The 25,759-nt window shown below is 37.6% G+C and carries 26 protein-coding genes and 2 other annotated features; of the genes, 24 read left to right on the top strand and 2 right to left on the bottom strand.

Features of this window, described 5'->3' with window-relative positions:
• Nucleotides 1-2: 2 nt before the first annotated feature.
• Nucleotides 3-455: a MarR family winged helix-turn-helix transcriptional regulator gene (locus tag AB1279_RS05375; protein WP_429758095.1), complete on the bottom strand. Its 453-nt coding sequence runs from the start codon at nt 453-455 to the stop codon at nt 3-5.
• A gap of 601 nt (nt 456-1,056) precedes the next feature.
• On the opposite strand from AB1279_RS05375, the gene hemA reads away from it, so the two are divergent.
• From hemA to ysxE, 8 genes are all read left to right on the top strand, one after another.
• On the top strand, nt 1,057-2,394 hold the full coding sequence (gene hemA, locus AB1279_RS05380) for a glutamyl-tRNA reductase (RefSeq protein WP_429758096.1): 1,338 nt from the start codon (nt 1,057-1,059) through the stop codon (nt 2,392-2,394).
• Between the two features lie 16 nt (nt 2,395-2,410).
• The gene (locus AB1279_RS05385; protein ID WP_429753707.1) at nt 2,411-3,244 is read left to right on the top strand and encodes a cytochrome c biogenesis protein; all 834 of its coding nucleotides are present in this window, start codon (nt 2,411-2,413) and stop codon (nt 3,242-3,244) included.
• Between the two features lie 15 nt (nt 3,245-3,259).
• Nucleotides 3,260-4,189, top strand: a complete 930-nt coding sequence (gene hemC / locus AB1279_RS05390) for a hydroxymethylbilane synthase (RefSeq protein WP_429758097.1) — start codon at nt 3,260-3,262, stop codon at nt 4,187-4,189.
• Between the two features lie 4 nt (nt 4,190-4,193).
• Nucleotides 4,194-4,955, top strand: coding sequence for a uroporphyrinogen-III synthase (locus tag AB1279_RS05395; RefSeq protein ID WP_429753709.1), 762 nt, complete (start codon nt 4,194-4,196; stop codon nt 4,953-4,955).
• 37 nt (nt 4,956-4,992) lie between these two features.
• Nucleotides 4,993-5,982 carry a porphobilinogen synthase gene (gene hemB / locus AB1279_RS05400; protein WP_429712044.1) on the top strand — a complete coding sequence of 330 codons (990 nt, stop codon included), beginning with the start codon at nt 4,993-4,995 and terminating at the stop codon, nt 5,980-5,982.
• Nucleotides 5,982-7,271, top strand: coding sequence for a glutamate-1-semialdehyde 2,1-aminomutase (hemL, locus tag AB1279_RS05405; protein ID WP_429758098.1), 1,290 nt, complete (start codon nt 5,982-5,984; stop codon nt 7,269-7,271). Before hemB ends, hemL begins: the two co-directional genes overlap by 1 nt.
• A gap of 134 nt (nt 7,272-7,405) precedes the next feature.
• Nucleotides 7,406-8,374 carry a stage VI sporulation protein D gene (spoVID, locus tag AB1279_RS05410; protein WP_429758099.1) on the top strand — a complete coding sequence of 323 codons (969 nt, stop codon included), beginning with the start codon at nt 7,406-7,408 and terminating at the stop codon, nt 8,372-8,374.
• 211 nt (nt 8,375-8,585) lie between these two features.
• Entirely contained in the window at nt 8,586-9,620 is a 1,035-nt protein-coding gene (ysxE, locus tag AB1279_RS05415) for a spore coat protein YsxE (protein WP_429758100.1), read from the top strand.
• A 129-nt stretch (nt 9,621-9,749) separates the two neighbouring features.
• Here ysxE and AB1279_RS05420 read toward each other — a convergent pair whose 3' ends face one another.
• Nucleotides 9,750-9,944: a hypothetical protein gene (locus AB1279_RS05420; protein ID WP_336481826.1), complete on the bottom strand. Its 195-nt coding sequence runs from the start codon at nt 9,942-9,944 to the stop codon at nt 9,750-9,752.
• 256 nt (nt 9,945-10,200) lie between these two features.
• Nucleotides 10,201-10,432, top strand: a binding site (T-box leader).
• Nucleotides 10,433-10,470: 38 nt separating this feature from the next.
• Here AB1279_RS05420 and AB1279_RS05425 point away from each other — a divergent pair.
• From AB1279_RS05425 to rpmA, 16 genes are all read left to right on the top strand, one after another.
• Nucleotides 10,471-13,116, top strand: a complete 2,646-nt coding sequence (locus tag AB1279_RS05425) for a valine--tRNA ligase (RefSeq protein WP_429758101.1) — start codon at nt 10,471-10,473, stop codon at nt 13,114-13,116.
• Between the two features lie 117 nt (nt 13,117-13,233).
• Entirely contained in the window at nt 13,234-14,544 is a 1,311-nt protein-coding gene (locus tag AB1279_RS05430; RefSeq protein ID WP_429758102.1) for a bifunctional folylpolyglutamate synthase/dihydrofolate synthase, read from the top strand.
• A gap of 156 nt (nt 14,545-14,700) precedes the next feature.
• A complete protein-coding gene (locus AB1279_RS05435) occupies nt 14,701-15,669 on the top strand; it encodes a stage II sporulation protein B (protein ID WP_429758103.1) in 969 nt (322 codons plus the stop codon).
• Nucleotides 15,670-15,964: 295 nt separating this feature from the next.
• The gene (locus AB1279_RS05440) at nt 15,965-16,525 is read left to right on the top strand and encodes a Maf family protein (RefSeq protein ID WP_429758104.1); all 561 of its coding nucleotides are present in this window, start codon (nt 15,965-15,967) and stop codon (nt 16,523-16,525) included.
• A 13-nt stretch (nt 16,526-16,538) separates the two neighbouring features.
• Complete coding sequence (gene radC, locus AB1279_RS05445) at nt 16,539-17,216, top strand: RadC family protein (protein ID WP_098305083.1); 678 nt, start codon at nt 16,539-16,541, stop codon at nt 17,214-17,216.
• A gap of 172 nt (nt 17,217-17,388) precedes the next feature.
• Nucleotides 17,389-18,405: a cell shape-determining protein MreB gene (gene mreB / locus AB1279_RS05450; RefSeq protein ID WP_429758105.1), complete on the top strand. Its 1,017-nt coding sequence runs from the start codon at nt 17,389-17,391 to the stop codon at nt 18,403-18,405.
• Between the two features lie 48 nt (nt 18,406-18,453).
• Nucleotides 18,454-19,308, top strand: a complete 855-nt coding sequence (gene mreC / locus AB1279_RS05455; protein WP_429758106.1) for a rod shape-determining protein MreC — start codon at nt 18,454-18,456, stop codon at nt 19,306-19,308.
• 12 nt (nt 19,309-19,320) lie between these two features.
• A complete protein-coding gene (gene mreD / locus AB1279_RS05460) occupies nt 19,321-19,860 on the top strand; it encodes a rod shape-determining protein MreD (protein ID WP_429753719.1) in 540 nt (179 codons plus the stop codon).
• Nucleotides 19,861-19,895: 35 nt separating this feature from the next.
• Nucleotides 19,896-20,582: a septum site-determining protein MinC gene (minC, locus tag AB1279_RS05465; RefSeq protein WP_429753720.1), complete on the top strand. Its 687-nt coding sequence runs from the start codon at nt 19,896-19,898 to the stop codon at nt 20,580-20,582.
• A 2-nt stretch (nt 20,583-20,584) separates the two neighbouring features.
• A complete protein-coding gene (gene minD, locus AB1279_RS05470; protein ID WP_429758107.1) occupies nt 20,585-21,382 on the top strand; it encodes a septum site-determining protein MinD in 798 nt (265 codons plus the stop codon).
• A 184-nt stretch (nt 21,383-21,566) separates the two neighbouring features.
• Nucleotides 21,567-22,307 carry a peptidoglycan DD-metalloendopeptidase family protein gene (locus AB1279_RS05475; protein WP_429758108.1) on the top strand — a complete coding sequence of 247 codons (741 nt, stop codon included), beginning with the start codon at nt 21,567-21,569 and terminating at the stop codon, nt 22,305-22,307.
• The gene (locus tag AB1279_RS05480; RefSeq protein ID WP_429753722.1) at nt 22,300-23,160 is read left to right on the top strand and encodes a M50 family metallopeptidase; all 861 of its coding nucleotides are present in this window, start codon (nt 22,300-22,302) and stop codon (nt 23,158-23,160) included. Before AB1279_RS05475 ends, AB1279_RS05480 begins: the two co-directional genes overlap by 8 nt.
• A 62-nt stretch (nt 23,161-23,222) precedes the next feature.
• Nucleotides 23,223-24,605, top strand: coding sequence for an Rne/Rng family ribonuclease (locus tag AB1279_RS05485; RefSeq protein WP_429758109.1), 1,383 nt, complete (start codon nt 23,223-23,225; stop codon nt 24,603-24,605).
• A gap of 77 nt (nt 24,606-24,682) precedes the next feature.
• Nucleotides 24,683-24,760: a sequence feature (ribosomal protein L21 leader region), on the top strand.
• Nucleotides 24,761-24,774: 14 nt separating this feature from the next.
• The gene (gene rplU, locus AB1279_RS05490; protein ID WP_020059958.1) at nt 24,775-25,083 is read left to right on the top strand and encodes a 50S ribosomal protein L21; all 309 of its coding nucleotides are present in this window, start codon (nt 24,775-24,777) and stop codon (nt 25,081-25,083) included.
• Between the two features lie 11 nt (nt 25,084-25,094).
• On the top strand, nt 25,095-25,439 hold the full coding sequence (locus AB1279_RS05495) for a ribosomal-processing cysteine protease Prp (RefSeq protein WP_429753724.1): 345 nt from the start codon (nt 25,095-25,097) through the stop codon (nt 25,437-25,439).
• Nucleotides 25,440-25,442: 3 nt separating this feature from the next.
• Nucleotides 25,443-25,733, top strand: coding sequence for a 50S ribosomal protein L27 (rpmA, locus tag AB1279_RS05500; RefSeq protein ID WP_369902463.1), 291 nt, complete (start codon nt 25,443-25,445; stop codon nt 25,731-25,733).
• Nucleotides 25,734-25,759 lie beyond the last annotated feature (26 nt).

Below are 25,759 nucleotides of genomic sequence, written 5' to 3' on the forward strand. Positions count from 1 at the left end.
GTTTACTCCTCTTTTCTATCATTTATTGTTTTCATTGTTTCAATTAATTTGTTTAATTGAATTAATAAAGTTGTATAATCTTCAGTTGTAATTCCTAAATGCGATGCCATTGTTTGTGGCAATGAACATGCTTTTTCTTTTAAAGCAAATCCTTGCTCTGTTAGTTCAATACATACTTTTCGTTCATCTTTCTTTGAACGAACACGCTTAACAAGTTGTAACCCTTCCATTCTTTTTAACATAGGCGTTAATGTTCCAGAATCTAAAAATAATCGTTCACCAATTTCTTTTACTGTTATTCCGTCTTGTTCCCACAGTACTAACAAAGTAATATATTGCGGATACGTAATGCCCATTTCTTCTAAATAAGGACGATAAAAACGTGTGACCTCTCTAGAACAAGCGTAAATAGAAAAACAAAGTTGATTATCTAGATGTAAAGGATTCTCGTGCATGAGTATCCCTCCTTTTTAAATTGTGCACAATTTAATTTTGTAAAATTAATATAAAATAAAACAAATGAGATGTCAACCGAAAAGAAAATCTATCGTTTGGAATAATCATACATATTTTCTTTCAATTGAAAGAAGCTAGTAAAAGATAGTCTTTCAGCATGTATGGAATAGTTTCTATTACTTGATTCTGACAATTTTTTTTGATAACGTACAGATAGAGTTATTATCTTATAATTATTATAAAGTGAAACTTCCCTTTCAGGAGTGCTTTTCACCTGAAAGGGTTAGTTGAACCAATCGGGCTCTTAGGGACAGTATCTTCTTTGAATAAGCATTTTTTTACTGTCCCTTTGAGCGGGATAAAGTGAAACTTCCCTTTCAGGAGTGCTTTTCACCTGAAAGGGTTAGTTGCATGCATCGATCTTTATAAAAGTTTTCCTTACCTTTCTTTTTTCATTCTTTACTTATTCCAATGGATGTCTTATTGTCAATTAAGGAAGGAAAAATGAGACGATGTTCACATGATTGTCGGATTTATAAGAGGAAAGTTGTATTATGATAGTAGATAAGATGAAAAATCGGTTGAAGGGGGACATGCTGCGTGCATATTCTTGTTGTTGGTGTTAACTATCGAACAGCCCCTGTAGAAATTCGTGAGAAACTAACATTCCAAGAAGCAGAGTTAGAGCAAGCAATGACAACGTTACAACAACAAAAAAGTGTATTAGAAAATGTCATTGTATCAACGTGCAATCGAACGGAAATCTATGCTGTGGTAGATCAGTTACACACAGGACGCTATTATATTAAGAAATTTATGGCTGATTGGTTTCAGCTTGAAATAGAGGAAATTGCATCATATTTGTCTATATATGAGCAAGACGGTGCTACGGATCATTTATTCCGTGTAACATGCGGATTAGATTCAATGGTAGTGGGAGAAACGCAAATTTTAGGCCAAATTCGTAATAGCTTCTTACTAGCGCAAGAAGTAAAAACGACAGGAACGATATTTAATGAATTGTTTAAACAAGTCGTTACACTGGCAAAACGTGCCCATTCTGAAACAACAATTGGCGGCAATGCCATGTCGGTAAGTTATGCAGCTGTTGAACTTGGGAAGAAAATTTTTGGTGATTTGAAAGATTGCCATGTTCTTATTCTTGGTGCGGGGAAAATGGGTGAATTAGCACTTCAAAATTTGTACGGAAGCGGTGCTCATAAAGTGACTGTTATGAATCGTACGTTTGCAAAAGCGGAAGCGATGGCAGAAAAATATATGGGGCATGCAAAGCCATTAGATCAACTGCAATGTGCATTGTTAGAGGCTGATATTGTAATTAGTTCAACAGGTGCTTCTGAATATGTAATTACGAAAGAAATGATGTCCAAAGTAGAGGGTATGCGCTCTGGTCGTCCGCTTTTTATGGTAGATATTGCGGTGCCGCGGGATATTGATCCAGCAATTGATGCTTTAGAAAGTGTTTTCTTGTATGATATTGATGATTTACAAGGTGTTGTGGAAGCAAATCGTGCTGAGCGATTAAAAGAGGCTGAAAAAATTCAAATTATGATTGAAGAAGAAATGATTCTATTCAAGTCATGGCTAAATACGCTTGGTGTTGTACCGCTAATTTCAGAGCTTCGTGATAAGGCATTAGCGATTCAAAGTGAAACAATGCAAAGTATTGAACGAAAGATTCCAACGTTAACAGAGCGTGAGCGAAAAGTGATTAGTAAGCATACGAAAAGTATTATTAATCAATTGTTAAAAGATCCAATTTTAATTGCGAAAGAGTTGGCAGCGGAAGAAAATGCGCAAGAAAAACTTGCTCTATTTGCGAAAATTTTTGATTTAAATGCGAAAGAAGTAATGGAAGAGACAAAAGCAGAATGGAAACAGACGGAGAAGTGGACCGTATCCGCTCCATCTTTGTAATGGAAAGGATAAATGGATGGGTGTTTTAAACAATAGCATTATTTATCATATTGCCATTATTTTATATGCCTGCAGCGTGAGTTTATATTTCATAGATTATTTTCAAAGTAACCGAAAGGCAAATCGAATTGCCTTTTGGTTACTTTCTGTTGTATGGGTATTATATTCGATATTTATGTTACTTCGAGCAACAGAAGCGGAAATCAATCCTATTTTAACGCTGCTATCGGGTATTTATTTTTATGTGTGGCTATTAATTACATTATCATTAGTTATTAACCGATTTATGCGTATTGATTTTTTAGTCTTTTTTACAAATATGATTGCATTTGGTGTAAGCGCCGTTTCTATTTTTACTCCGCTTGGACAAATGTCGCCGATGTTAACAAATCAATTAGTATCGGAGCTTGTCTATGTGCATGTTGGTATGGCGATTATTTCCTATGCAACATTTACAGTTTCTTTTATTTTTTCCATTATGTACTTAATTCAATATCGTTTATTAAAACAAAAAAAATGGAATGCAAGATTAAGACGTTTAGGAAATTTACCGAAGCTCGATTCTATGTCATATGGTTTGAATTTATTTTCTGTACCATTCTTTTTATTAGCAATTTTGCTCGGGTGTATATGGGGATATACGAAGTTAGATAATTTTCATTGGTATGACGCGAAGGTAATCGGATCTTTCGTTGTTTTATTTGTGTACTGTGCAGGTATTTATTTGCGCGGCTCAGATACATTGCAGGGGAAGAAAATTGCAAGTTGGAACATTGGGGCATTTCTCATCATGTTAATTAATATTTTTCTATTTAGCAGTTTATCGAATTTCCACTTTTGGTACTTATAATGAGGAGAGAAAAATATGCGCAAAATTATTGTAGGATCAAGAAAAAGTAAATTGGCATTAACGCAAACACATTGGTTTATCGATCAATTGAAAGCACTGGGATTGCCATATGAATTTGAAGTGAAAGAAATTGTAACGAAAGGTGACGTTATTTTAGATGTGACCCTTTCGAAAGTAGGCGGAAAAGGGCTATTCGTAAAAGAGATCGAATATGCGCTGCTTACAAAAGAAATTGATATGGCTGTTCATAGCATGAAAGATATGCCAGCAGTACTTCCTGAGGGACTAACAATTGGATGTATTCCGAAACGTGTTGACCCACGTGATGCGTTTATTTCTAAAAATGGTGAATCGTTTGATGAGTTACCAGAAGGAGCTGTTATCGGTACAAGTAGTTTACGTCGCAGTGCACAGTTGTTAGCAGCACGTCCGGATTTACAAATCAAATGGATTCGTGGAAATATCGATACGAGACTTCGTAAACTCAAAGAAGAAAATTATGATGCGATTATTTTAGCAGCCGCAGGACTAAAGCGAATGGGCTGGGCAGATGATGTGATTACAGGGTATTTAGACGAAAAGGCATGTGTACCAGCTGTTGGGCAAGGTGCGTTATCCATTGAATGCCGCGAGGATGATGATGATTTATTACAACTACTAAGTCATCTGAATGATAGTGTAACAGCGAAAACAGTTGAAGCAGAACGGGTATTTCTTCATAAATTAGAAGGCGGATGCCAAGTGCCGATTGCTGGATATGCGACGCTGAAAGAAGATAACCAAATTGAATTAACAGCTCTCGTTGGATCTGCAGATGGAACTGTCTTATTGAAAGAAGTTGTGACTGGTGAAAATTCGCGAGAAGTTGGAGAACGAGCAGCAGACTTGTTAATCGGGCAAGGAGCGAAGGAACTTATTGTTTTAGCAAATCAGGAGCAAAACTAGCAATATGACTTCTCTTCGTGGAAAAACAGTGCTAATTACAAGAGCTGAGCAACAAGCGAAGCAAATGAGTACAGAAGTGCAAAAGCAGGGCGGAATTCCATTAGAAATTCCGCTTTTGCATATAACAGCAGTTTCAGATGAGAACTTTCAAGAGGTATATGATGAATTAAACACATATAATTGGATTATTTTCACAAGTAAAAATGGTGTGAATTTCTTTTTAGATGGTATAAAGCAACCGTTACCACATACCATTAAAATTGCTGCAGTTGGTGTAAAAACAAAGAAAGAATTAGAGCAACGCGGTTATATTGTTCATTTTGTGCCAACTGCATTTGTAGCTGAAGCATTTGCGGAAGAATTTGTGAGTCATATAGGAAGCGGAACGCGTGTGTTATTGCCAAAAGGTAACCTTGCAAGAGATGTGATACCGGAAGCATTGAGAGGTCATGGTGCTATCGTACGTGAGCTTATTGTATATGAAACTATGGTCCATGCACAAAAGCGCGGGCAGCTTATTGATGCACTGCAATCGAGAAAAATCGATGTGATTACTTTTACAAGTCCATCGACTGTGCAAAGTTTTATCGCATTGCTTGAGGGTGAAAACTGGAGAGAATGGATAAAAGGATGTACAATTGCTTGTATAGGCCCAATTACAGAACGAGAAGCGCGTAAACATTTTCAAAATCTTCTCATTCCGAAAGAATATACGATTGAAGCTATGTTACAATGCATTTCAGAATATTATTATAAAAATGTATAATAAAATGAAACTTTAAGAATTGGAGATGGAAAAAGTTATGAATCCTTTACAATTTAACCGTCATCGTCGTTTACGACAAAGTGCAAGTATGCGTGCTCTTGTGCGTGAAACACATTTACATACAGAAGATTTCATTTATCCAATTTTTGTTGTAGAAGGAGAAAACAAACGTAATGAAGTTTCTTCTATGCCGGGTGTATTTCAAATTTCTTTAGACCATTTGCAAGCAGAAATGCAAGAAGTTGTTGATTTAGGTATTCGTTCAGTTATCGTGTTCGGTATACCTGCTGAAAAAGATGAAGTTGGTTCTTCTGCGTATTGTGAGCATGGTATCGTACAGCGAGCAATTACACAAATTAAAGAGCAATTTCCAGAATTAGTTGTAATCGCAGATACATGTTTATGCCAATATACGAGTCATGGGCATTGCGGTGTAATTGAAGATGGAATTATTTTAAATGATGAATCGTTAGAGGTTCTTGCAAAAACAGCAGTAAGTCAAGCAAAAGCAGGTGCAGATATTATTGCGCCATCTAATATGATGGATGGATTTGTAGCGGCTATTCGTCATGCGTTAGATGAAAACGGTTTTGCTCATGTTCCAGTTATGTCATATGCAGTAAAATATGCGTCTGCTTTTTATGGACCGTTTCGTGATGCTGCACATGGTGCACCGCAATTTGGTGATCGTAAAACATATCAAATGGATCCAGCGAATCGCTTAGAAGCGTTCCGCGAAGCTGAGTCAGATGTAATGGAAGGAGCAGACTTCTTAATTGTGAAGCCAGCGCTTTCTTATTTAGATATTATTCGTGATGTGAAAAATAACTTTAATCTTCCGGTTGTTGCGTATAATGTGAGTGGTGAATACTCAATGATTAAAGCGGCAGCACAAAATGGCTGGGTTAATGAAAAAGATATTGTTCTTGAAAAATTATTAAGTATGAAGCGTGCTGGAGCAGATTTAATACTTACATATCATGCAAAAGATGCAGCGAGATGGTTACAAGAAGGGAGCGCACGATAATGAAAAGTTTTGATAAATCGATTGAAGCTTTTGAAACAGCAAAAGATTTAATGCCAGGTGGTGTAAATAGCCCAGTGCGTGCATTTAAATCTGTCGGTATGAATCCATTATTTATGGAGCGTGGAAAAGGCTCTAAAGTTTATGATATTGATGGAAATGAATACATTGATTATGTATTATCATGGGGCCCGCTTATTCATGGGCATTCCAACGACCGGGTTGTTGAGGCGTTAAAAGCGGTAGTAGAAAAAGGGACAAGCTTCGGTGCGCCAACAGAAATTGAAAATAAATTAGCGCAGCTTGTAATCGATCGCGTACCGTCTATTGAAATTGTACGTATGGTAAACTCTGGAACAGAAGCGACAATGAGTGCACTTCGCTTAGCGCGCGGTTACACAGGGCGTAATAAAATTTTGAAATTTGAAGGTTGCTATCACGGGCATGGAGATTCCCTTTTAATTAAAGCTGGTTCTGGCGTTGCTACGCTTGGTTTACCAGATAGCCCGGGTGTACCAGAAGGTGTTGCGAAAAATACGATTACTGTTGCTTATAATGATTTAGAGAGCGTGAAATACGCTTTTGAACAGTTCGGTGATGATATTGCGTGTGTCATTGTAGAACCGGTAGCTGGAAATATGGGCGTTGTACCGCCGCTTCCAGGATTTTTACAAGGACTTCGCGATGTTACAACAGAATACGGTGCACTTCTAATTTTTGATGAAGTTATGACGGGATTCCGTGTGGCTTATAATTGCGGACAAGGATATTTTGGAGTAACACCTGATTTAACGTGTTTAGGAAAAGTCATTGGCGGTGGACTTCCTGTTGGGGCATATGGTGGTAAAGCTGAAATTATGAAGCAAGTAGCACCAAGTGGACCGATTTATCAAGCTGGTACATTATCTGGTAATCCATTAGCAATGACAGCTGGATATGAAACGCTTGTCCAATTAACACCGGAGAGCTATAAAGAATTTGAACGTAAAGCAGAAATACTTGAAAAAGGTTTACATGAAGTTGCTGTAAAATATGATATTCCGCATTGTATTAACCGTGCTGGTTCTATGGTTGGTATTTTCTTTACAGATGAAAAGGTTATTAACTATGAAACAGCAAAAACGTCTAATTTAGAATATTTTGCGGCATATTACCGTGAAATGGTAGAACAAGGCATATTCTTACCACCTTCTCAGTTTGAAGGACTGTTCTTATCAACAGCACATAGTGATGCTGATATCGAGGCAACAATTGCTGCTGCAGAAATTGCTATGTCTAAATTAAAAGGTTAATTTGTTAGCTTTTTTATTCTTTTAAATATGTGGTATTAAAATCGCTCTCAAGTGAGAGCGATTTTTTTATTCATAAAGTCCCTATTTCTCACATAAATCTGTAATGACATATAGTTTGGGAGGGGGAATACGAAGTGGCAGCAGATCAACAAACTTCATTACGGTTTTCGTTAAAAGAATCTGTCTGGTTTCAAAAAGGACAGGAAGTCAATGAGTTACTTTCTATTTCGTTAGATCCTGATGTTGTTATAGAAGAGCGTGAATATGAAATTGTTGTAAGTGGACAGCTTGATTTAACAGGGGAATATATTGCAAAGGAAGAAACAGAGGTTTTCTCATTGCGAGAATTATCACCAGTTCGCGCTGTAGATTATGTTGAAACACGTGAAGATGGTATAAATGAATTGGTACATTCGTTCCCGTTAGAGATTTCTATTCCAAGAGGACGCGTGAAGCAAGTCGAAGATTTATATGTGGATATTGAAGAATTTGATTATGAATTGTTGGACAGTGGATGCTTGCAGCTTTTAGCGGATATTTCTATCTATGGATTGTGTGATGAAGAGGAAGAAATAAGAGAAGAGGAAGAAATAAGAGAAGAGGAAGAAGTAAGAGACGAGGCAGTAATAAGAGAAGAAGAAAAAGAGGAAGAAGAGTTGGTAGAGACTGATGAGTGGGAAGATTATGCCTTTGAGCCATTTCAGTTAGAAGCTCGTCAAGAACCAGAGCTTGATCTAGAAGAGGAGCAAGAAATCGAGGCCGAGGAGGAAAAGCAAGAAGAAGTCGCGCCGCAGCTGTTTTTTGGACGTAAGGAAACGAAAGTAAAACAGGAAGCTGTCAATGAGGAGGCGCAAGAAGAAATTTCATACTCACAGCGAGATGAAAATGCGTTATATTTAACAAAATTATTTGCAAAGCAGCCGGAAGATGAATTTACAAAGCTGAGATTGTATTTTGTACAGGAAGGCGATACGATTGAATCCGTTGCAGAGCGCTATGATACTTCTGTTCAACATTTACACCGTATAAATCAAACGGATGATATATATTTAACAGCAGGACAAATTTTGTATATACCAGTACCAAAAGTGAAAACAAAGTGAGTGAAGAGGAATCTTCCTCACCTCTTTGCTTTTTCATCCCGCTATTTTTGGGCAGTAAACCCCTATTTCAATATTCAGAGAGAAGCGAAGGAGAAAGGCGGGAATAACTGCTGGTATGCGCCCGATTGGGCAGGCTTTACATCAGTGGGGGATGAAGCCCTCACTGATGTAAGTTTCACCTTATGCTCCTGTAGAAAGGGTCGTTGTTCGTATGGACATGGAATTGCGAGACCGTTATGCTTCTATTTTGCAGCTATATCAATTAGCTCCTGAACATATTGAGGAATATGGGAATGTAATAAAAATTTATACGAGCCAAGGTCCATATGCGTTGAAAAAATTACCCCCTCAGAAATTAGAACGAAGTAACCTTATGTATTATGTTCAATTTTTACGAGAAAAGGGCTTTACGAATTTTGCACCGATTTACCATACGAAAGATGGAAGGCACGTGTTAACTGATGGTGAACATAGTTATTATTTAATGCCTTGGCTAGGAAGTGCAGAAGGACAAGGCGAAGAGAATGATCAGTATCATAAAATGTTTCAAACACTTGCTTTGATGCACAGAAAAACGGTGCGAGAGGAGGAAGTGACGGAAGAAGCGCTTCAAGAACATTTTGATACTATTTCAAACCGCTGGGAACAAGATGGAGTTCTGTTAGAGCAGTTTTTAGTTGAATCTGAAGCGAAATGGTATATGTCTCCGTTTGAATTGCAGTATTGTACGTACTTTCATCAAGCGCTTCGTGCCCATGAATTTGCGACGAAACAGTTTACAGAATGGCATGAGGCGATGAAAGAAAAAGAAAAAACACGTATTTCATTTATTCATGGCAATGTTTCCATGAATCACTTTTTATTTGATTATCAGCGGAACGGTTATTTTATTAGTTTAGAAGATGCGCAGTTTGCTACCCCAGTTCAAGATATCGTTCAGTTTTATTCACGTTCCTTCAACACATATCCAATTGCAAGAAATGATCGATATGAATGGTACCAAATCTATCAAAAGAATTTTGCGTTTACAAAGGAAGAAAAGTTACTTATGTTTGCATATTTAGCTTATCCAAAAGCATTTATAAAGCAAGTGCATTCATATACAAATGCTCGAAATGTCCGTAACGAAACAAAGGAGCTACATGATGTGAAAATGCTTCAACAAGCACATTGGCTTATAAGTAATATTGAATATTTCGTGGCGCAGCTTCAAGCTTCTGAGCAAGAAGCGAAGAACTCAAAATAAAGTGAAGCTTTCATCAGTGAGGGTTTTCTTCATCTCCCACTTATCTTCTTCGCTTCTCTCTGATTCTTAGGGTGTGGTCCTACTGCCCGCGAATAGCGGGATAAAATTAGCCGTAGCCTCAAGAAGAGGTTACGGCTGAAAATGTAAGCGAATCGTTGCTGCTACGAAAATAACAAGTATCACAAAATCTAAAAACGTAGGCAGAAGCAACGTACGAATGCCTTGGAAAATCGTGAGCGGGATTGCAAAGTCAGAAAACATCGTTTGTATATTTCTTAGCCATGAAGGGGCTGAAAAGTTGTACGTGCGTCGAAAGCGTCGCATAATGGTCCTCCGTATTAGAAACTCCTCTAGTATGGAATCATAAGAGAAGAATAAATGTGATATTACATTATGCAGGGTAAGCGTCTAGTGTGCTTGTGCTGCACTTTTTTCATTTTCTTTGCATATGGTATAAAAAACTTGGTTAAGCTGATTGAAAATAGAATGTAATAAGTGTAGATGTAAGTCGAAAAATATTTTTATCTTGACGAATGTGGTTTCGTTTTTTACACTGTTGTATATAATAAATAACAATTATATAAATGCGTTGAAGGGGAAGAGTATAACATTAAACGTCTGCAGAGAGGAGAATTATTAGCTGTGAGATTCTCTAGATAGTCATGTTAGAAGGTAGCCCTGGAGCATCTTTTCTGAACGGAGTCATTCTCATTAGGAAAAGACGGATCTGTCCGTTATCAAATCAAGAGTATAAGCAAATTTTGAATTTGTTTGTAAATAAAGGTGGTACCACGATGTCCCTCGTCCTTTTTGGATGAGGGACATTTTTTATTTTGAAGGAGGGAAAATAATGTCAAACACGGAAAAGAATTTACCGACTAAATATGATCATATGTCCGTTGAAGAAGGCCGCTATCAATGGTGGCTTGAAGGCAAATATTTCGAAGCAACAGGAGATGAAAAGAAACAACCATATACAATTGTAATTCCGCCTCCAAACGTAACTGGTAAGCTGCACTTAGGTCATGCTTGGGATACGACGCTTCAAGATATTTTAACTCGTACAAAGCGTATGCAAGGTTACGATGTATTATGGCTTCCAGGAATGGACCATGCTGGTATTGCAACACAAGCGAAAGTAGAAGGAAAACTTCGTGAAGAAGGTATTTCACGTTACGATCTTGGCCGTGAGAAATTCCTTGAAAAAGCGTGGGAATGGAAAGAAGAATACGCTTCTCACATTCGTCAGCAATGGGGGAAAGTTGGTTTAGGACTAGATTATTCTCGTGAGCGTTTCACATTAGATAAAGGTTTATCTGATGCGGTTAATAAAGTATTCGTTCAATTATACGAAAAAGGCTTAATTTACCGCGGTGAATATATTATCAACTGGGACCCAGCAACACGCACAGCTCTTTCTGATATTGAAGTAATTCATAAAGAAGTTCAAGGTGCATTCTACCATATGAACTATCCGTTAACAGACGGCTCTGGTCACATTCGCCTTGCAACAACTCGTCCAGAAACGATGCTTGGTGATACAGCAGTAGCAGTTCATCCAGAAGACGATCGTTACAAACATTTAATCGGAAAAACAGTTACACTTCCAATCGTAGGTCGTGAGATTCCGATTATTGCTGATGAGTACGTAGAGAAAGACTTCGGAACAGGCGTTGTAAAAATTACACCAGCCCATGACCCGAATGACTTTGAAGTAGGTAATCGCCATGACTTACCACGCATCTTAGTAATGAACGAAGATGGAACGATGAATGAAAGAGCTGGTAAGTACAACGGTATGGATCGTTTCGAATGCCGTAAAGAGTTAGTAAAAGACTTACAAGAAGCTGGCGTATTAGTAGAAATCGAGCCTCATATGCACTCAGTGGGTCATAGTGAGCGCAGCGGTGCAGTTGTTGAGCCTTACTTATCAACACAATGGTTCGTAAAAATGGCACCACTTGCAGAAAAAGCAATTGAACTTCAACAAAAAGAAGAAGAAAAAGTAACATTCGTACCAGATCGTTTTGAAAACACATTCTTACGCTGGATGGAAAACATTCATGACTGGTGTATTTCTCGTCAATTATGGTGGGGACACCGCATTCCAGCTTGGTATCATAAAGAGACTGGTGAAGTATACGTAGGTACAGAAGCACCAGCAGATATTGAAAACTGGAACCAAGATAACGACGTACTTGATACATGGTTTAGCTCAGCATTATGGCCGTTCTCAACGCTTGGTTGGCCGAATGAAGATGCAGCAGACTTCAAACGTTACTATTCAACAGATGCTTTAGTAACTGGTTATGACATCATCTTCTTCTGGGTATCTCGTATGATTTTCCAAGGTTTAGAGTTTACAGGCGAGCGTCCATTTAAAGACGTATTAATTCACGGTTTAGTTCGTGATGAGCAAGGACGTAAAATGAGTAAATCTCTTGGTAACGGTATTGACCCAATGGATGTTATCGAGAAGTACGGTGCAGATGCAATGCGTTTCTTCTTATCAACAGGAAGTGCACCAGGCCAAGATTTACGCTTCAGCATGGAAAAAGTAGAATCTACTTGGAACTTCATTAATAAAATTTGGAACGCATCACGTTTCGTATTAATGAACATGGATGACATGAAGTATGAAGAAATCGATTTAACTGGTGAAAAATCAGTTGCAGATAAGTGGATTTTAACTCGTTTAAACGAAACAATCGAAAGTGTAACACGTAACATGGATAAATATGAGTTCGGTGAAGCTGGTCGTTCACTATACAACTTCATTTGGGATGATTTCTGTGACTGGTACATTGAAATGGCGAAACTTCCACTATACGGTGAAGATGAAGCAGCTAAGAAAACAACTCGTTCTATTTTAGCTTACGTATTAGACCAAACAATGCGTCTATTACACCCATTCATGCCATTTGTAACAGAGAAAATTTGGCAACATTTACCTCATGAGGGTGAGTCTATTACAGTAGCTGCATGGCCAACAGTTCGCGAAGATTTACAAGATACAGAAGCTGCGGCAGAAATGCACCTTCTAGTTGATATCATTCGCTCTGTTCGTAACATCCGTGCAGAAGTAAATACGCCAATGAGCAAAAAAGTTCAAATGCAAATTAAAGCAAAAGACGAAGCAGTACTAGCTCAACTTACGAAAAACAGCTCTTATATTGAGCGCTTCTGTAATCCAAGTGAATTAACAATTCAAACGGATTTACAAGCGCCGGAAAAAGCAATGACTGCAATCGTATCAGGTGCAGAGTTATTCTTACCATTAGCTGACCTTATTAACCTTGAAGAAGAAAAAGCACGTCTTGAAAAAGAACTTGAGAAGTTCGATAAAGAAGTAGAGCGTGTACAAAAGAAACTTTCAAATCAAGGATTCGTAGCAAAAGCTCCAGCTGCAGTTATTGAGGGAGAACGCGCGAAAGAACAAGATTATCTAGAAAAACGCGAAGCAGTTCGCCAACGTTTAGCTGATCTTCAAAAATAAAGTTATTCGAAAGAGACTCACTATATTGGTGAGTCTCTTTTATTTGCGTATAATAGAGTTGAGATACTCTGTTGTCTTGGTTCGTTTTTTTGCTGATTTGAAAGGGGAATAGCATACATGATACATACATATGAGGAAGCAATCGACTGGATTCATAGTCGTTTAAAATTTGGGATTAAACCAGGGTTAGAACGCATGCGATGGATGCTAGAGGAACTTGGAAATCCAGAGCGGCATATAAAATGTGTTCATCTTGCGGGAACAAATGGAAAAGGGTCTACTCTCACATATATGCGCTATATGTTACAGGAGGCAGAGTATAAAGTAGGAACCTTTACTTCACCGTATATCGAAACGTTTAATGAACGGATTAGTATTGATGGTACACCAATTTCAGATCAAGAAATTACAGATCTCGTAAATATGGTCAATCCTGTGGTGGAAAAGTTAGATGAAACGGATTTAGGTGAAGCGACAGAATTTGAAATCATTACTGTTATGGCGCTTTATTATTTTGGAAAGACAAATCCGTGTGACATCGTTTTATTTGAGACAGGTCTTGGAGGGCGTTTTGATTCAACAAATGTTATTCACCCTGTACTGAGCATCATTACAAATATTGGTCATGATCATATGCATATTCTAGGAGATACATTAGAAGATATTGCATTTGAAAAAGCGGGAATTGTTAAATCAGGTGTTCCTGTTATTACAGGTGTGGAGCAAGGTGGTGCGTTAGAAGTTATTCGTACTGTTGCAAGTGAAAAGCGTTCTAATTTATATGAACTTGGGAATCAATTTAAAGTAGAACATCTTTTTGCAAAGATGCAAGGTGAACAATTTACATTTTCGTCTCCATTCCATACATATGAAGACCTTCTTATTTCTATGAAAGGTCAGCATCAAGTGCAAAATGCTGCGCTTGCTTTGATGGCAATCACGTATTTAAAAGTGTATCAGGCGTTCTTAATTGATGAGGAGCATATTCGAAAAGGGTTAGCTGAAGCATACTGGATTGGACGTTTTGAACAACTTGCTACGAAACCACATGTCATTATTGATGGTGCTCACAATCCAGAAGGAGTTCATAGCCTTGTAGAAACAGTTCGTGCCCACTATAGGGACAAGCGAATTGTCGTTTTATTTACAGCACTTGGAGATAAACAATTGGATGCAATGGTTGGACAGTTAGAAACAATTGCAGATGAAATGATCTTTACGACGTTTACGTTTGATCGTGCAATTTCTGCTGAGGCTCTTGCTGCTTATTCGAAACGAGAATCGAAACATATTTTTGAGAATTGGCAGGAAGCGATTGATACAACAATAGCTTCTCTACAAGAAGATGATGTTTTCTTACTAACAGGTTCTCTTTACTTCATATCAGAAGCTCGTAAATACGTTATTCAAAAAACTAGACAGAAATAAACTGTCTAGTTTTTTAGTTCTACAAATAAAGACGCAAGCATACATATAAGATAACAATATAGGATAATTTGGCGAATCTCTTTGACAAATATCTCGTTCTTTTTTGAAACGAGTATGATACGATGCTGGCAATGATAAGAAGTAAGGAGTGGGGGTATGGACAAGCAATCGCGAACAATTTCAATTAAAGTGAATGGAACGGAAGCAAATTATTTAGAAAAGAAAGAACATGAGCAAAAGAAAGAAGAGTTTGAGTGGGTGCTGCCAGAGAATGCAAATACAGTGACAAATAATGTTGTGCCGTTTCAAAAAAATGTATTATCTTCCATACAAAAAGGGAAAAAAGGATGGAATAATACTTTCATTTTGACAGTATCCACAGCGATTGTAATTGGGACAGGATTTGGAATGGGAATGCTCCACTTGTTAACAGGTCAAGAAACAGTTCGTGAAAATACAGCCCCAGTAGCAAATGTTACAGAGAAAAATGAGACAAAACAATCAACAAATGAGAAAAAAGAAGAAAAGAAAGCAGCATCAGCAGCTTTATCACCGCTTACTATTTATTTTGTGCAGGGCGGAGTATTTTCTACTAAAGAAAAGGGACAGGCATCGCTCCAGGGTCTACAAGAACAAGGAGTCCCTGGAGCGGTTATGCAATCAGGAGATAAATATTTACTCGTTCTTGGAATGGCAAATGATGAACAATCTGTTATGCAGATGATGGAGCAATATAAACAAAAAGATATATCAGTAATGAAAAAGAAATGGGAGATTGCGGATCAAGCACTTCTAAAAGGGAATCAAGAGTACGGACCGTTTTTTGAAAAGCTACAATCATTGTATGGAAAATTGCTGCAACAAGCAGCTGTGATACAGTCAGGGAATAAAATAAGTAAAACAGATATAGAACAAATTGAAAATGAATGGAAGGCAATAAAAAAAGAGGAAAAGGCATTGAAGCGAGACGATGTAAAAAAATTATTTACGTATGCATCAGTGGCTGTACAGACAATGCAAGAGGGAAAACAAGATGTGGAAACAATAACAAAATTGCAGCAAGTTTTAGTAGATAGCTTTCTTTCTTATGAAAAAATAGTTTCACAAAAAAACAAAAACGTATAATAATTAGATAATATTTAACTCATTATCCAGCTATTCGCGGGCAGTAAGACCCCACCACAAAAATCAGAGAGAAGTGAAGTGGGAGATAACTGCTGGCATGTGAACTATTAGTGGGGGGGGAGTTTTTTTAAATCATCTGTTTAAGCTGAAGAAAGGGAAGGGGGGGTTAAGCTTCTTTCCTTTCTTTTGTATTTTTTAAAAGAAAAACGATATTTTCAAAATTTGAGGAGAATATATACATTTAGTATGGTTATGTTGTATCTTCCTGCTAATTTGGAAAACGAAAGGAGAACGTATGAAAAAACTTATTTTAGCGTCTGGTTCACCAAGGCGTAAAGAATTACTTGAACTAGTAGATATGCCGTTTGACGTTGTAGTTAGTGATGTAGAAGAAATAATTGGAGCATATTCATTACCGCATGATATCGTGATGTCGCTTGCATTGCAAAAAGCATCTGCTGTAGCAAAGAATCACGAAGACTGTGTTGTGCTTGGTGCTGATACAATTGTTACGTATGAATCGCGTATTTTGGGAAAACCAGTAGATGAGGGTGAAGCGAAAGAAATGTTGCAGCTCTTATCAGGGAAAACACATGAAGTATATACAGGAGTCGCTCTTATTTCAAAAGAAAAAACAGTGACATTTTATGAGCGTGCAGAAGTAACGTTTTGGGAATTAACAGAAGAAGAAATCGATGCATATGTACGAACGAAAGAACCGCTTGATAAAGCTGGTAGCTATGGTATACAAGGAAAAGGTGCTATTTTTGTTCATCATATACAAGGTGATTATTATGCGATTGTCGGTTTGCCAATTGCACGTGTTATGCGTGAATTAAAACAATTTAATATGTAAAGGAGGCTGAAATATGAGCTGCATTCGTGATGTTGTGAAAGAAGATCAACCACGGGAGCGTTTATTGCTAGAAGGAGCAAGCAGCTTATCAAACACAGAACTTCTCGCTATATTACTTCGAACGGGTTCAAAAGAGGAGTCGGTTTTAACATTAGCGAATCGAATTTTGCATCATTTTGATGGATTACGAATGTTAAAAGATGCAACAATCGAAGAAATGACAAGCATTCACGGCGTTGGGATGGCAAAAGCATCCCAACTTATTGCTGCTTTTGAACTTGGACGAAGAATGGTACGATTAGAGTATCAGAATAGATATAGCATTCGCAATCCAGAAGATTGCGCACGCTACATGATGGAGGAGATGCGCTTTTTACAACAAGAACATTTTGTGTGTCTGTATTTAAATACGAAAAATCAAGTGATGCATCGGCAAACGGTATTTATTGGAAGTTTGAATGCGTCAATTGTGCATCCGCGCGAGGTTTTCAAGGAAGCTTTCCGCCGCGCTGCTGCCTCTATTATATGTCTTCATAATCACCCTTCAGGCGATCCCGCACCAAGCCGAGAAGATATTGAGGTAACGAAACGACTTGTAGAATGCGGGAAAATTATCGGGATTGAAATTCTCGATCATATTATAATTGGTGACCATAAATTTGTTAGTTTAAAAGATAAAGGTCATATTTAAGACTATTTTTTTTCTTTATTTTGTTTTATAATGTGAGTTATGAGTTTTTTGTAGGCTTTCGTCTACACTATAACAAAGAACATATAAAAACGTTATGTTTTATATAAATATAATAGTATTTAAAAGAACAAATAAAGTACTTTTGTTAAAATTAGAAAGGAAGATACATGATATGTTTGGAATTGGTAGTTTTACTCGTGATCTTGGAATAGACTTAGGAACAGCGAATACGCTTGTATACGTGAAGGGGAAAGGTGTCGTTGTACGCGAGCCGTCTGTTGTGGCATTGCAAACAGATACAAAACAAATTGTTGCAGTTGGTAACGATGCAAAACAAATGATTGGTCGTACACCTGGAAATGTTGTAGCACTTCGTCCGATGAAAGACGGTGTTATCGCTGATTATGAAACAACAGCAACAATGATGAAATATTATATTCAACAAGCACAAAAATCAAACGGCTTCTTCTCTCGCAAGCCTTATGTAATGGTATGTGTGCCATCTGGTATTACAGCTGTTGAAAAACGAGCAGTAATTGATGCGACTCGTCAAGCAGGCGCACGTGATGCATATCCAATTGAAGAGCCATTTGCAGCAGCAATTGGTGCGAACTTACCTGTTTGGGAACCAACAGGAAGTATGGTTGTTGATATTGGTGGTGGTACAACAGAAGTTGCAATTATCTCGCTAGGTGGTATTGTAACAAGCCAATCTGCTCGTGTTGCTGGTGATGAAATGGATGATGCAATTATTCAATATGTTAAGAAAAGCTACAACGTAATGATTGGGGAACGAACAGCAGAAGCATTAAAATTAGAAATCGGCTCTGCAGGCGAAGTAGAAGGTGTTGAGCCAATGGATATTCGCGGTCGTGACTTAGTGACAGGATTACCAAAAACGATAACAATTCGCCCAGAAGAGATTGCAGCAGCTTTAAAAGATACAGTAGATGCGATTGTTGAGTCTGTGAAAAATACATTAGAAAAAACTCCGCCAGAATTAGCGGCAGATATTATGGACCGCGGAATTGTTTTAACAGGTGGTGGTGCTTTGCTTCGTAATTTAGATAAAGTAATTAGCGAAGAAACAAATATGCCAGTTCTTGTTGCAGAAAATCCATTAGATTGTGTAGCAATTGGAACAGGTAAAGCGTTAGACAATATCCATCTTTTCAAAACTGCTCGATAAAATCCATTATTTCAGCATAAAAATTAGTAAATTTAAGAGGGTGTGAACGTGCCACAGTTTTTCTTAAACAAAAGATTAATTGTTTTGTTAGTTAGTATCATTCTTCTCGTGGCATTGATCGGGATCTCATTGAAAGAACGGAAAAATCTAACGTGGCCAGAGCAGTTTGTAAAGGATACCGTAGGAGTTGTAGAACGTGTATTTCAAAAGCCAGCGAATTATGTTGCCGGATTCTTTGAGAACGTACAAGATGTAAAGCGCACGTATGAAGAAAATAAAGAATTAAAAGCAAACTTGGACAAGTATGCAGAATTGTCCGTAAAGGTGAAAGACTTAGAGAAAGAAAATGCAGATCTTCGTGATATTGTTGGAAAAAAAGATTCGCTTCGTAGTTTTAATCCGGTTCAAGCAACTATTATTAACCGAAATCCAGATAAATGGTATGACCTAATTGCAATTGATAAAGGCGCGCAACAAGGTATTCAAAAAGATTCGGCTGTTATTACATCAAAAGGTTTAGTCGGAAAAGTAAAAAGCGTTTCACAATTCACTTCAACAGTTGAACTATTAAGCTCTTTAAATAGAACAAATCGTATTTCAGCTGTTGTACAAGGGGATAAGCGTGTTTTCGGGTTAATTGAAGGATACGATAAAGAGAAGCAATTGCTTCTCTTTACAAAAATCCCATCTGGTGTACCAGTAGAGAAGGATCAAATGGTTGTAACTTCTGGCTACGGTGGTGTGTTCCCAGAAGGGTTGGTTATTGGGCAAATCGTCGATGTGACATCAGATGAATACGGATTAACACAAACTGCTTATGTAAAACCTGCAGCAGATTTAAATGATGTAGATAATGTTATGGTCGCAAAACGAGAAATGCCGACAGTCGATCTAGGGAAATAGGAGGGGGAAGAGATGAGTATAAAAAAAGCAATTCTTCCTCTTCTGCTTCTTCTCGTGTTTGTACTCGAGAGCATGTTTTCCACCTTTGTACCAACGAGTCTTTTTTGGAAGAATACAGTCGTAGCTCCGCATTTTTTAATGATTGTTTTATGCTTTATTACAATTTACTATAATTCTGTACAAGGTATTTACTATGGACTATTATTTGGATTTTTGTTTGATATGGTGCATACAGAGCTAGTTGGTGTGTATATATTTGCTTATCCGATTTTAGCTTATCTTGTATATCATGCGATGCGAATTTTACAACTGAACCTTTTTATTGTGTTCTGTATTGTATTAGCGAGCATTGCCGCGCTGGAGTATTATGTGTATGGATTTTTGACGCTAATTGGTCGTGTTCAAATGTCAGCGCATATCTTTTTCACAGACCGTCTTCTTCCAACGTTGTTATTAAACGGCATTTTTTTACTACTGTTTTGTTTCCCACTGAGAAGATATATTTTACGTCTTTCAGAAGCCATGGAAGAAAAAGAAAAAAGGATTTTCTGATTTTATGTCGAATTGAATCGGTGGGGTGAGCATTGGTGACAGAAAAAAAGCAACAATATGTGACTATAAAAGGAACAAAGGATGGTTTAGCATTACATCTTGATGATTCCTGTTCATTTCGCGAATTGCTGCAAGAACTTGACGAAAAGCTTTCCACCCATTATTACGAGGGGGATGGACGATCGTTAATTGAAGTTCAGGTCAAAGTTGGGAATCGTTATGTGACAGAAGTACAGCAGGAAGAATTGCGTACATTAATTCGTAATAAAAAGAATTTAGTTGTAGATTCTATTGAGAGTGATGTTGTAACGAAAGAACAAGCATTGGCATGGAAAGAAGAAACAGAAATTGTTTCTGTTTCAAAGATTGTTCGTTCAGGTCAAATATTGCATGTAAAAGGCGATTTATTATTAATTGGTGATGTAAATCCAGGCGGGACGGTTATTGCTGGAGGAAATATTTTTATTATTGGAGCATTACGAGGTATTGCACATGCTGGATATTATGGGGATGCAGAAGCTGTTGTTGCAGCTTCTGTTATGAATCCAATGCAGCTTCGGATTAGCGACGTGACAACGCGCGCTCCTGAAGAGAAAGAAGACGGGGCGGAAGGGGCAGAATGTGCCTACATTAATGAGAACAATTACATTGTTGTCGATCGCATTCAACTTCTCACTCATCTTAGACCTAATTTAACAAGGTTAGAAAGGGGAATTGTATAGCTGTGGGAGAGGCAATAGTTATTACATCTGGAAAAGGCGGAGTAGGAAAAACTACAACGTCTGCAAACATTGGAACAGCCTTGGCGTTATCTGGGAAAAAAATATGTTTGATTGATACAGATATCGGTCTGCGAAATTTAGACGTAGTAATGGGGCTGGAAAACCGTATTATATATGATCTTGTTGATGTTGTTGAAGGGCGTTGTCGTTTACCCCAAGCTCTTATTAGAGATAAGCGCTTCGATGAACTCTATTTATTACCTGCAGCGCAAACGAGCGACAAATCAGCGGTAACACCTGAACAAATGGAAGAATTAATACAGCAATTACGCCAGGACTATGATTACATATTAATTGACTGCCCGGCTGGTATTGAACAAGGTTTTAAAAATGCTGTGGCAGGTGCCGATAAAGCGATCGTTGTTACAACGCCAGAAGTATCTTCAATGCGCGATGCCGATCGGATTATCGGACTATTGGAAAAAGAAGATATCGAGCCACCGAAATTAATTATTAACCGTGTGCGCAGTCATATGCTACATGAACAAGATATGTTGGATGTAGATGAAATTGTACGTACGCTTTCAATCGAGTTACTCGGTGTTGTAGAAGATGATGATGCAGTTATTCGAGCAACGAATACAGGAGAGCCTGTAGCATTGCAACCGAATGGAAAAGCATCAATTGCTTATCGAAATATTGCAAGACGTTTGCTTGGGGAAAATGTACCATTGCAGCCGCTTGAAAATGAAAAAGAAACGGTCTTCACGAAAATGAAAAAATTCTTCGGAATACGTTAAAAGCACTTCGCATATATGCGGAGTGTTTTTTGTTTTGCTAAGCAGACTTGCCTCTCATTTTAACATGTAACAGAAGGTAAGGACGTTAGGTAAGAGGGGGTAAAGTTTCATTTCATTCCCATGAATATCTTTCCCGGACAACTCATACATATGTACAAACTGATTGAAAGAGGAAGGGGTCAGGATGAGAAATAAGCGAGTAGAAGAAATTAAAAAACGCATTGCTAAAAGGAAAGCACAGCAGGAAAGAACAGAAGAAGATGAAATATTTTCATATGAAGAGCAAGAATGTACACCACTTCTTATAGAGGAAGGAGAAGAAACACACCCTTTTTTTCGCAAAGAAATATTTCTTTTTAAGTTACTACTATCTGCAATTCTTGTTCTTGTCGTAGCGATCTTATTTAAAAATACAACGAGTTCTCTTGAAGGAACGCGTACAACTGTCAAACAAGCAATGGAAAAAGAATTTCAATTTGCATCTGTTTCTAAGTGGTATGAAACGCAATTTGGAAAGCCACTGTCATTTTTATCTTCTAGTGAAAAGAAAACGGTTCAGAAAGAAAAGGATTATGCTGTTCCTGCTTCAGGGAAAGTGATGCAAAGTTTTCATGCGAATGGGCAAGGTGTATTTGTACAAACAGCAGCAAATGCAATTGTGGAATCAGTGAATGAGGGAATTGTTGTTTTCGCTGGCCAAAAAGAAGGATTTGGGAATATCGTTCAGGTTCAACATGCAGATGGTACGGAATCATGGTATGGAAATTTAGGAGAAGCATCAGTTAAATTATATGATTATGTAGCAAAAAAACAAAAAATTGGAACGGTTGGAAATGATGAAAATGGTAAAAATGGTAAATTTTATTTTGCTTTTAAAAAGAATGAAAAATTTATTGATCCAATTCAGGTGATTTCATTTGAGTAAATACAGTGAGATTTTATCAAAAATTACCATTCATCCATTGTTTTGGGGGATTATGGCAATTGCGATTTTTACAGCTCGTTTTAAAGAATTATTAATTTTATTTTTCATTGTCTTTATTCATGAGTTAGGTCATGCAGTAGCTGCAGCCCATTATAAATGGCGCATTAAACAAATTCAGTTATTGCCATTTGGCGGGGTGGCTGAGCTTGATGAGCATGGAAATAAGCCATTAAAAGAAGAATTGATTGTCATTATAGCGGGGCCTATTCAACATGTGTGGATGTTAGCTGCTGCTTATTTGTCGTACACAGTAGGTTGGATGGGAGAAGACTTCTATCATTTTTTTATGTGGAATAACATAATTATTTTGTGCTTTAACTTACTGCCGATTTGGCCTCTTGATGGAGGGAAGATTGTCCTAAATATATTGTCATATCGCTTTCCATTTGTACAGGCACATAACATCATGATGAAAATATCAATTGCTTGTTTTAGTGCTGTATTTTTGCTGCAACTTTTCTGGAATAGTAAGAATGTAATGATGTGGACATTACTTCTTTTTTTAGTATTCTCTTTATTTCAAGAATGGAAACAACGTCGTTATGCATTTATGAGATTCTTATTAGAGCGCTACTACGGGAAAAAACGAGAAATTGCAAAAGTTACAGCTATTACAGTTGAAAAAGAAACGAGTCTATATCATATTTTCACACAGTTTCGAAGAGGATATAAACACTCAATTATCATACAAGGAGATCATAAAAATCAATATACACTAGATGAAAATGAATTACTTTACGCATATTTTACAGAAAAAAGAACAACATCATCTATAGAAGAGTTAATTGGTTAGTGTTGACGATAACACTAACCTTTTATTATGGTATAAAAAAAGGATAAAGAGAGGAATATACTTTGAAGAAGCTATACATAAACTACATCGGTTCGGAAAAACGAGTTGCTGTTGAAGAAGAGAAAGAGATTGTAGAACTTTTATGGCAACGAAATGAACAAGAACAAATTGTTGGAAATATATATATTGGGCGTGTTATGCGAACGATAGCTGGTATGAATGCTGCCTTTGTTAATATTGGTTTGGAGAAACATGCTTATTTGTCGTATGAAAACGTGCCATCATCTATGCGGTTGCACGAAGGACAAGCACTCCTCGTACAAGTTGTGAAAGAAGCGATTGATACGAAAGGGCCAAAAATAACAGCGAATATAGAATTCACCGGGAAATATGTCGTGTATATGCCCTACGACACAGTTTTTGCCGTTTCCCGGAAAATAAAAGATGCGAGAAAACGAGAACAACTTCTTGCACTAGAAGAAACAGGTGGATTTATTTTTCGTTCTGCATGCGAGAAGGTACAAATAGAAGATGTACAAGCGGAGATGCAACGTCTTCAGTCCCAGTTTGAGCTTGTGAAAACACAAGAACAAAGAGGAAAAGCACCGATTCTTGTTCATTCTCCTTCTAGTTTTATAGATCGGATATTTCAAGAGATACCAGTAGAGACGGTTTCAGAAGTGATTGTAGATCAGCTTGGGATGATACAAGAATTAAAAGAGAGAATAGGTGAAGAGAAAGTTACTTTTTTTAGTGAGAAGACACCCTTATTTGCTCGCTATGGAATTGATCGTGAAATTGAGAAAGCACTGCAAAAGGTTGTGTGGCTTCCAAGCGGAGCGTATTTACTCATTGAGCAAATGGAAACGATGACTGTAATTGATGTAAACACTGGGAAATTCACCGGAAAACAAAATTTACAAGATACAGTGCTGCGCACAAATGAAATGGCAGCGAAAGAAATCGCACGGCAACTGCGACTTCGAGATATTGGCGGAATGATTTTAATTGATTTTATTAATATGAAGCGCCGCGATGAAAAAGAAAAAATAAGAGAAATCTTAAGGTCAAACTTAGAAAAAGACCACACTTATACAAGAGTATTAGGATTTACTGAGCTTGGTATTTTAGAAATGACACGAAAACGAAAAAAGCAATCGCTTCGTGATGTTTTATTAGCAGATTGCACGATTTGTCAAAATAGCGGTTATGTTTTATCACATGAAACGGTGGCATATGAGTTAGAGAGAGAACTCATTGCTTATAATGGAACAGACGATGAGGCGGTTCTTATTGCTGCCCATCCTAATGTACAAAAAATCTTTTTTGAGAAGGAACTGCAACGTAATGTATCGTTGCAAATTTATTTTATTGATGAAGAAGCTGTGCGTTATAAGATTCAACGCTTTGGAACAAAGGAAGAAATACGTGCATTGAAAAAATAGTTAGTAGAACATTCATTGACAATAGGCAGTGTTTCGTGATAACATCTCTATGTTATAGTTTATAGCACCTAAACGGCTATATACTACAACCGCACAGAACAGGTTCCAAAAAGACATTGTATGTCTACCTCGTTTTGGCGAGTCTTAGTAATTATGAGGAGGTGCAATTATGTACGCAATTATCGAAACAGGTGGAAAACAAATTAAAGTTGAAGCTGGTCAAGCAATCTACGTAGAGAAATTAGACGTAGAAGCTGGTGAAACTGTTACTTTTGACAAAGTTCTTTTCGTTGGTGGCGAAACTGTTAAAGTTGGTAGCCCAGTTGTAGAAGGTGCAACGGTTACTGCGAAAGTTGAAAAACAAGGTCGCGCTAAGAAAATTATCGTTTTCAAATACAAAGCGAAAAAGAACAATCGTAAAAAACAAGGTCACCGTCAACCATACACGAAATTAGTGATTGAAGCAATCAACGCTTAATTCGGGTTGTCATGATTAAAATTACGATTAATCGCACGAAATTAGGAAGTATCCAATCATTTAAAATGACCGGGCATGCCAATTTTGCGCCGCATGGACAAGATCTTGTCTGTGCTGGAACGACGGCGGTTGTGTTTGGATCTATAAATGCTGTGGAATCACTTTGTAATGTGCAAGCAACTATTGAACTTGGAAAAGATGGCGGATTCTTAAAGTATGAATTGCCTAGTGATCTAGATGATTCTATAAAAGAAAAAGCTTGTTTTCTGTTAGAGGGCATGGTTGTTTCGCTAAAAACGATCGAACTTGATTACGGAAAATATATCCGATTAATAGAAAAAGTGCAGGAGGTGTAACGTATGTTAAGATTAGATCTTCAGTTTTTCGCATCTAAGAAAGGTGTAGGTAGCACAAAGAACGGTCGTGACTCTATCGCAAAACGTCTTGGTGCTAAGCGTGCAGACGGTCAATTCGTAACAGGTGGATCAATTCTTTACCGTCAACGCGGTACAAAAATTTATCCAGGTGTTAACGTTGGTCGTGGTGGCGATGACACATTATACGCGAAAGTTGACGGCGTAGTACGCTTCGAGCGTCTTGGCCGTGACCGCAAACAAGTGAGCGTATATCCTGTTGCTCAAGAAGCATAAGAAACTCACGGAAAGCTCTAACCTGG

The sequence above is a fragment of the Bacillus sp. S14(2024) genome (genome assembly GCF_050473785.1).
Lineage (GTDB): Bacteria > Bacillota > Bacilli > Bacillales > Bacillaceae_G > Bacillus_A > Bacillus_A yunxiaonensis.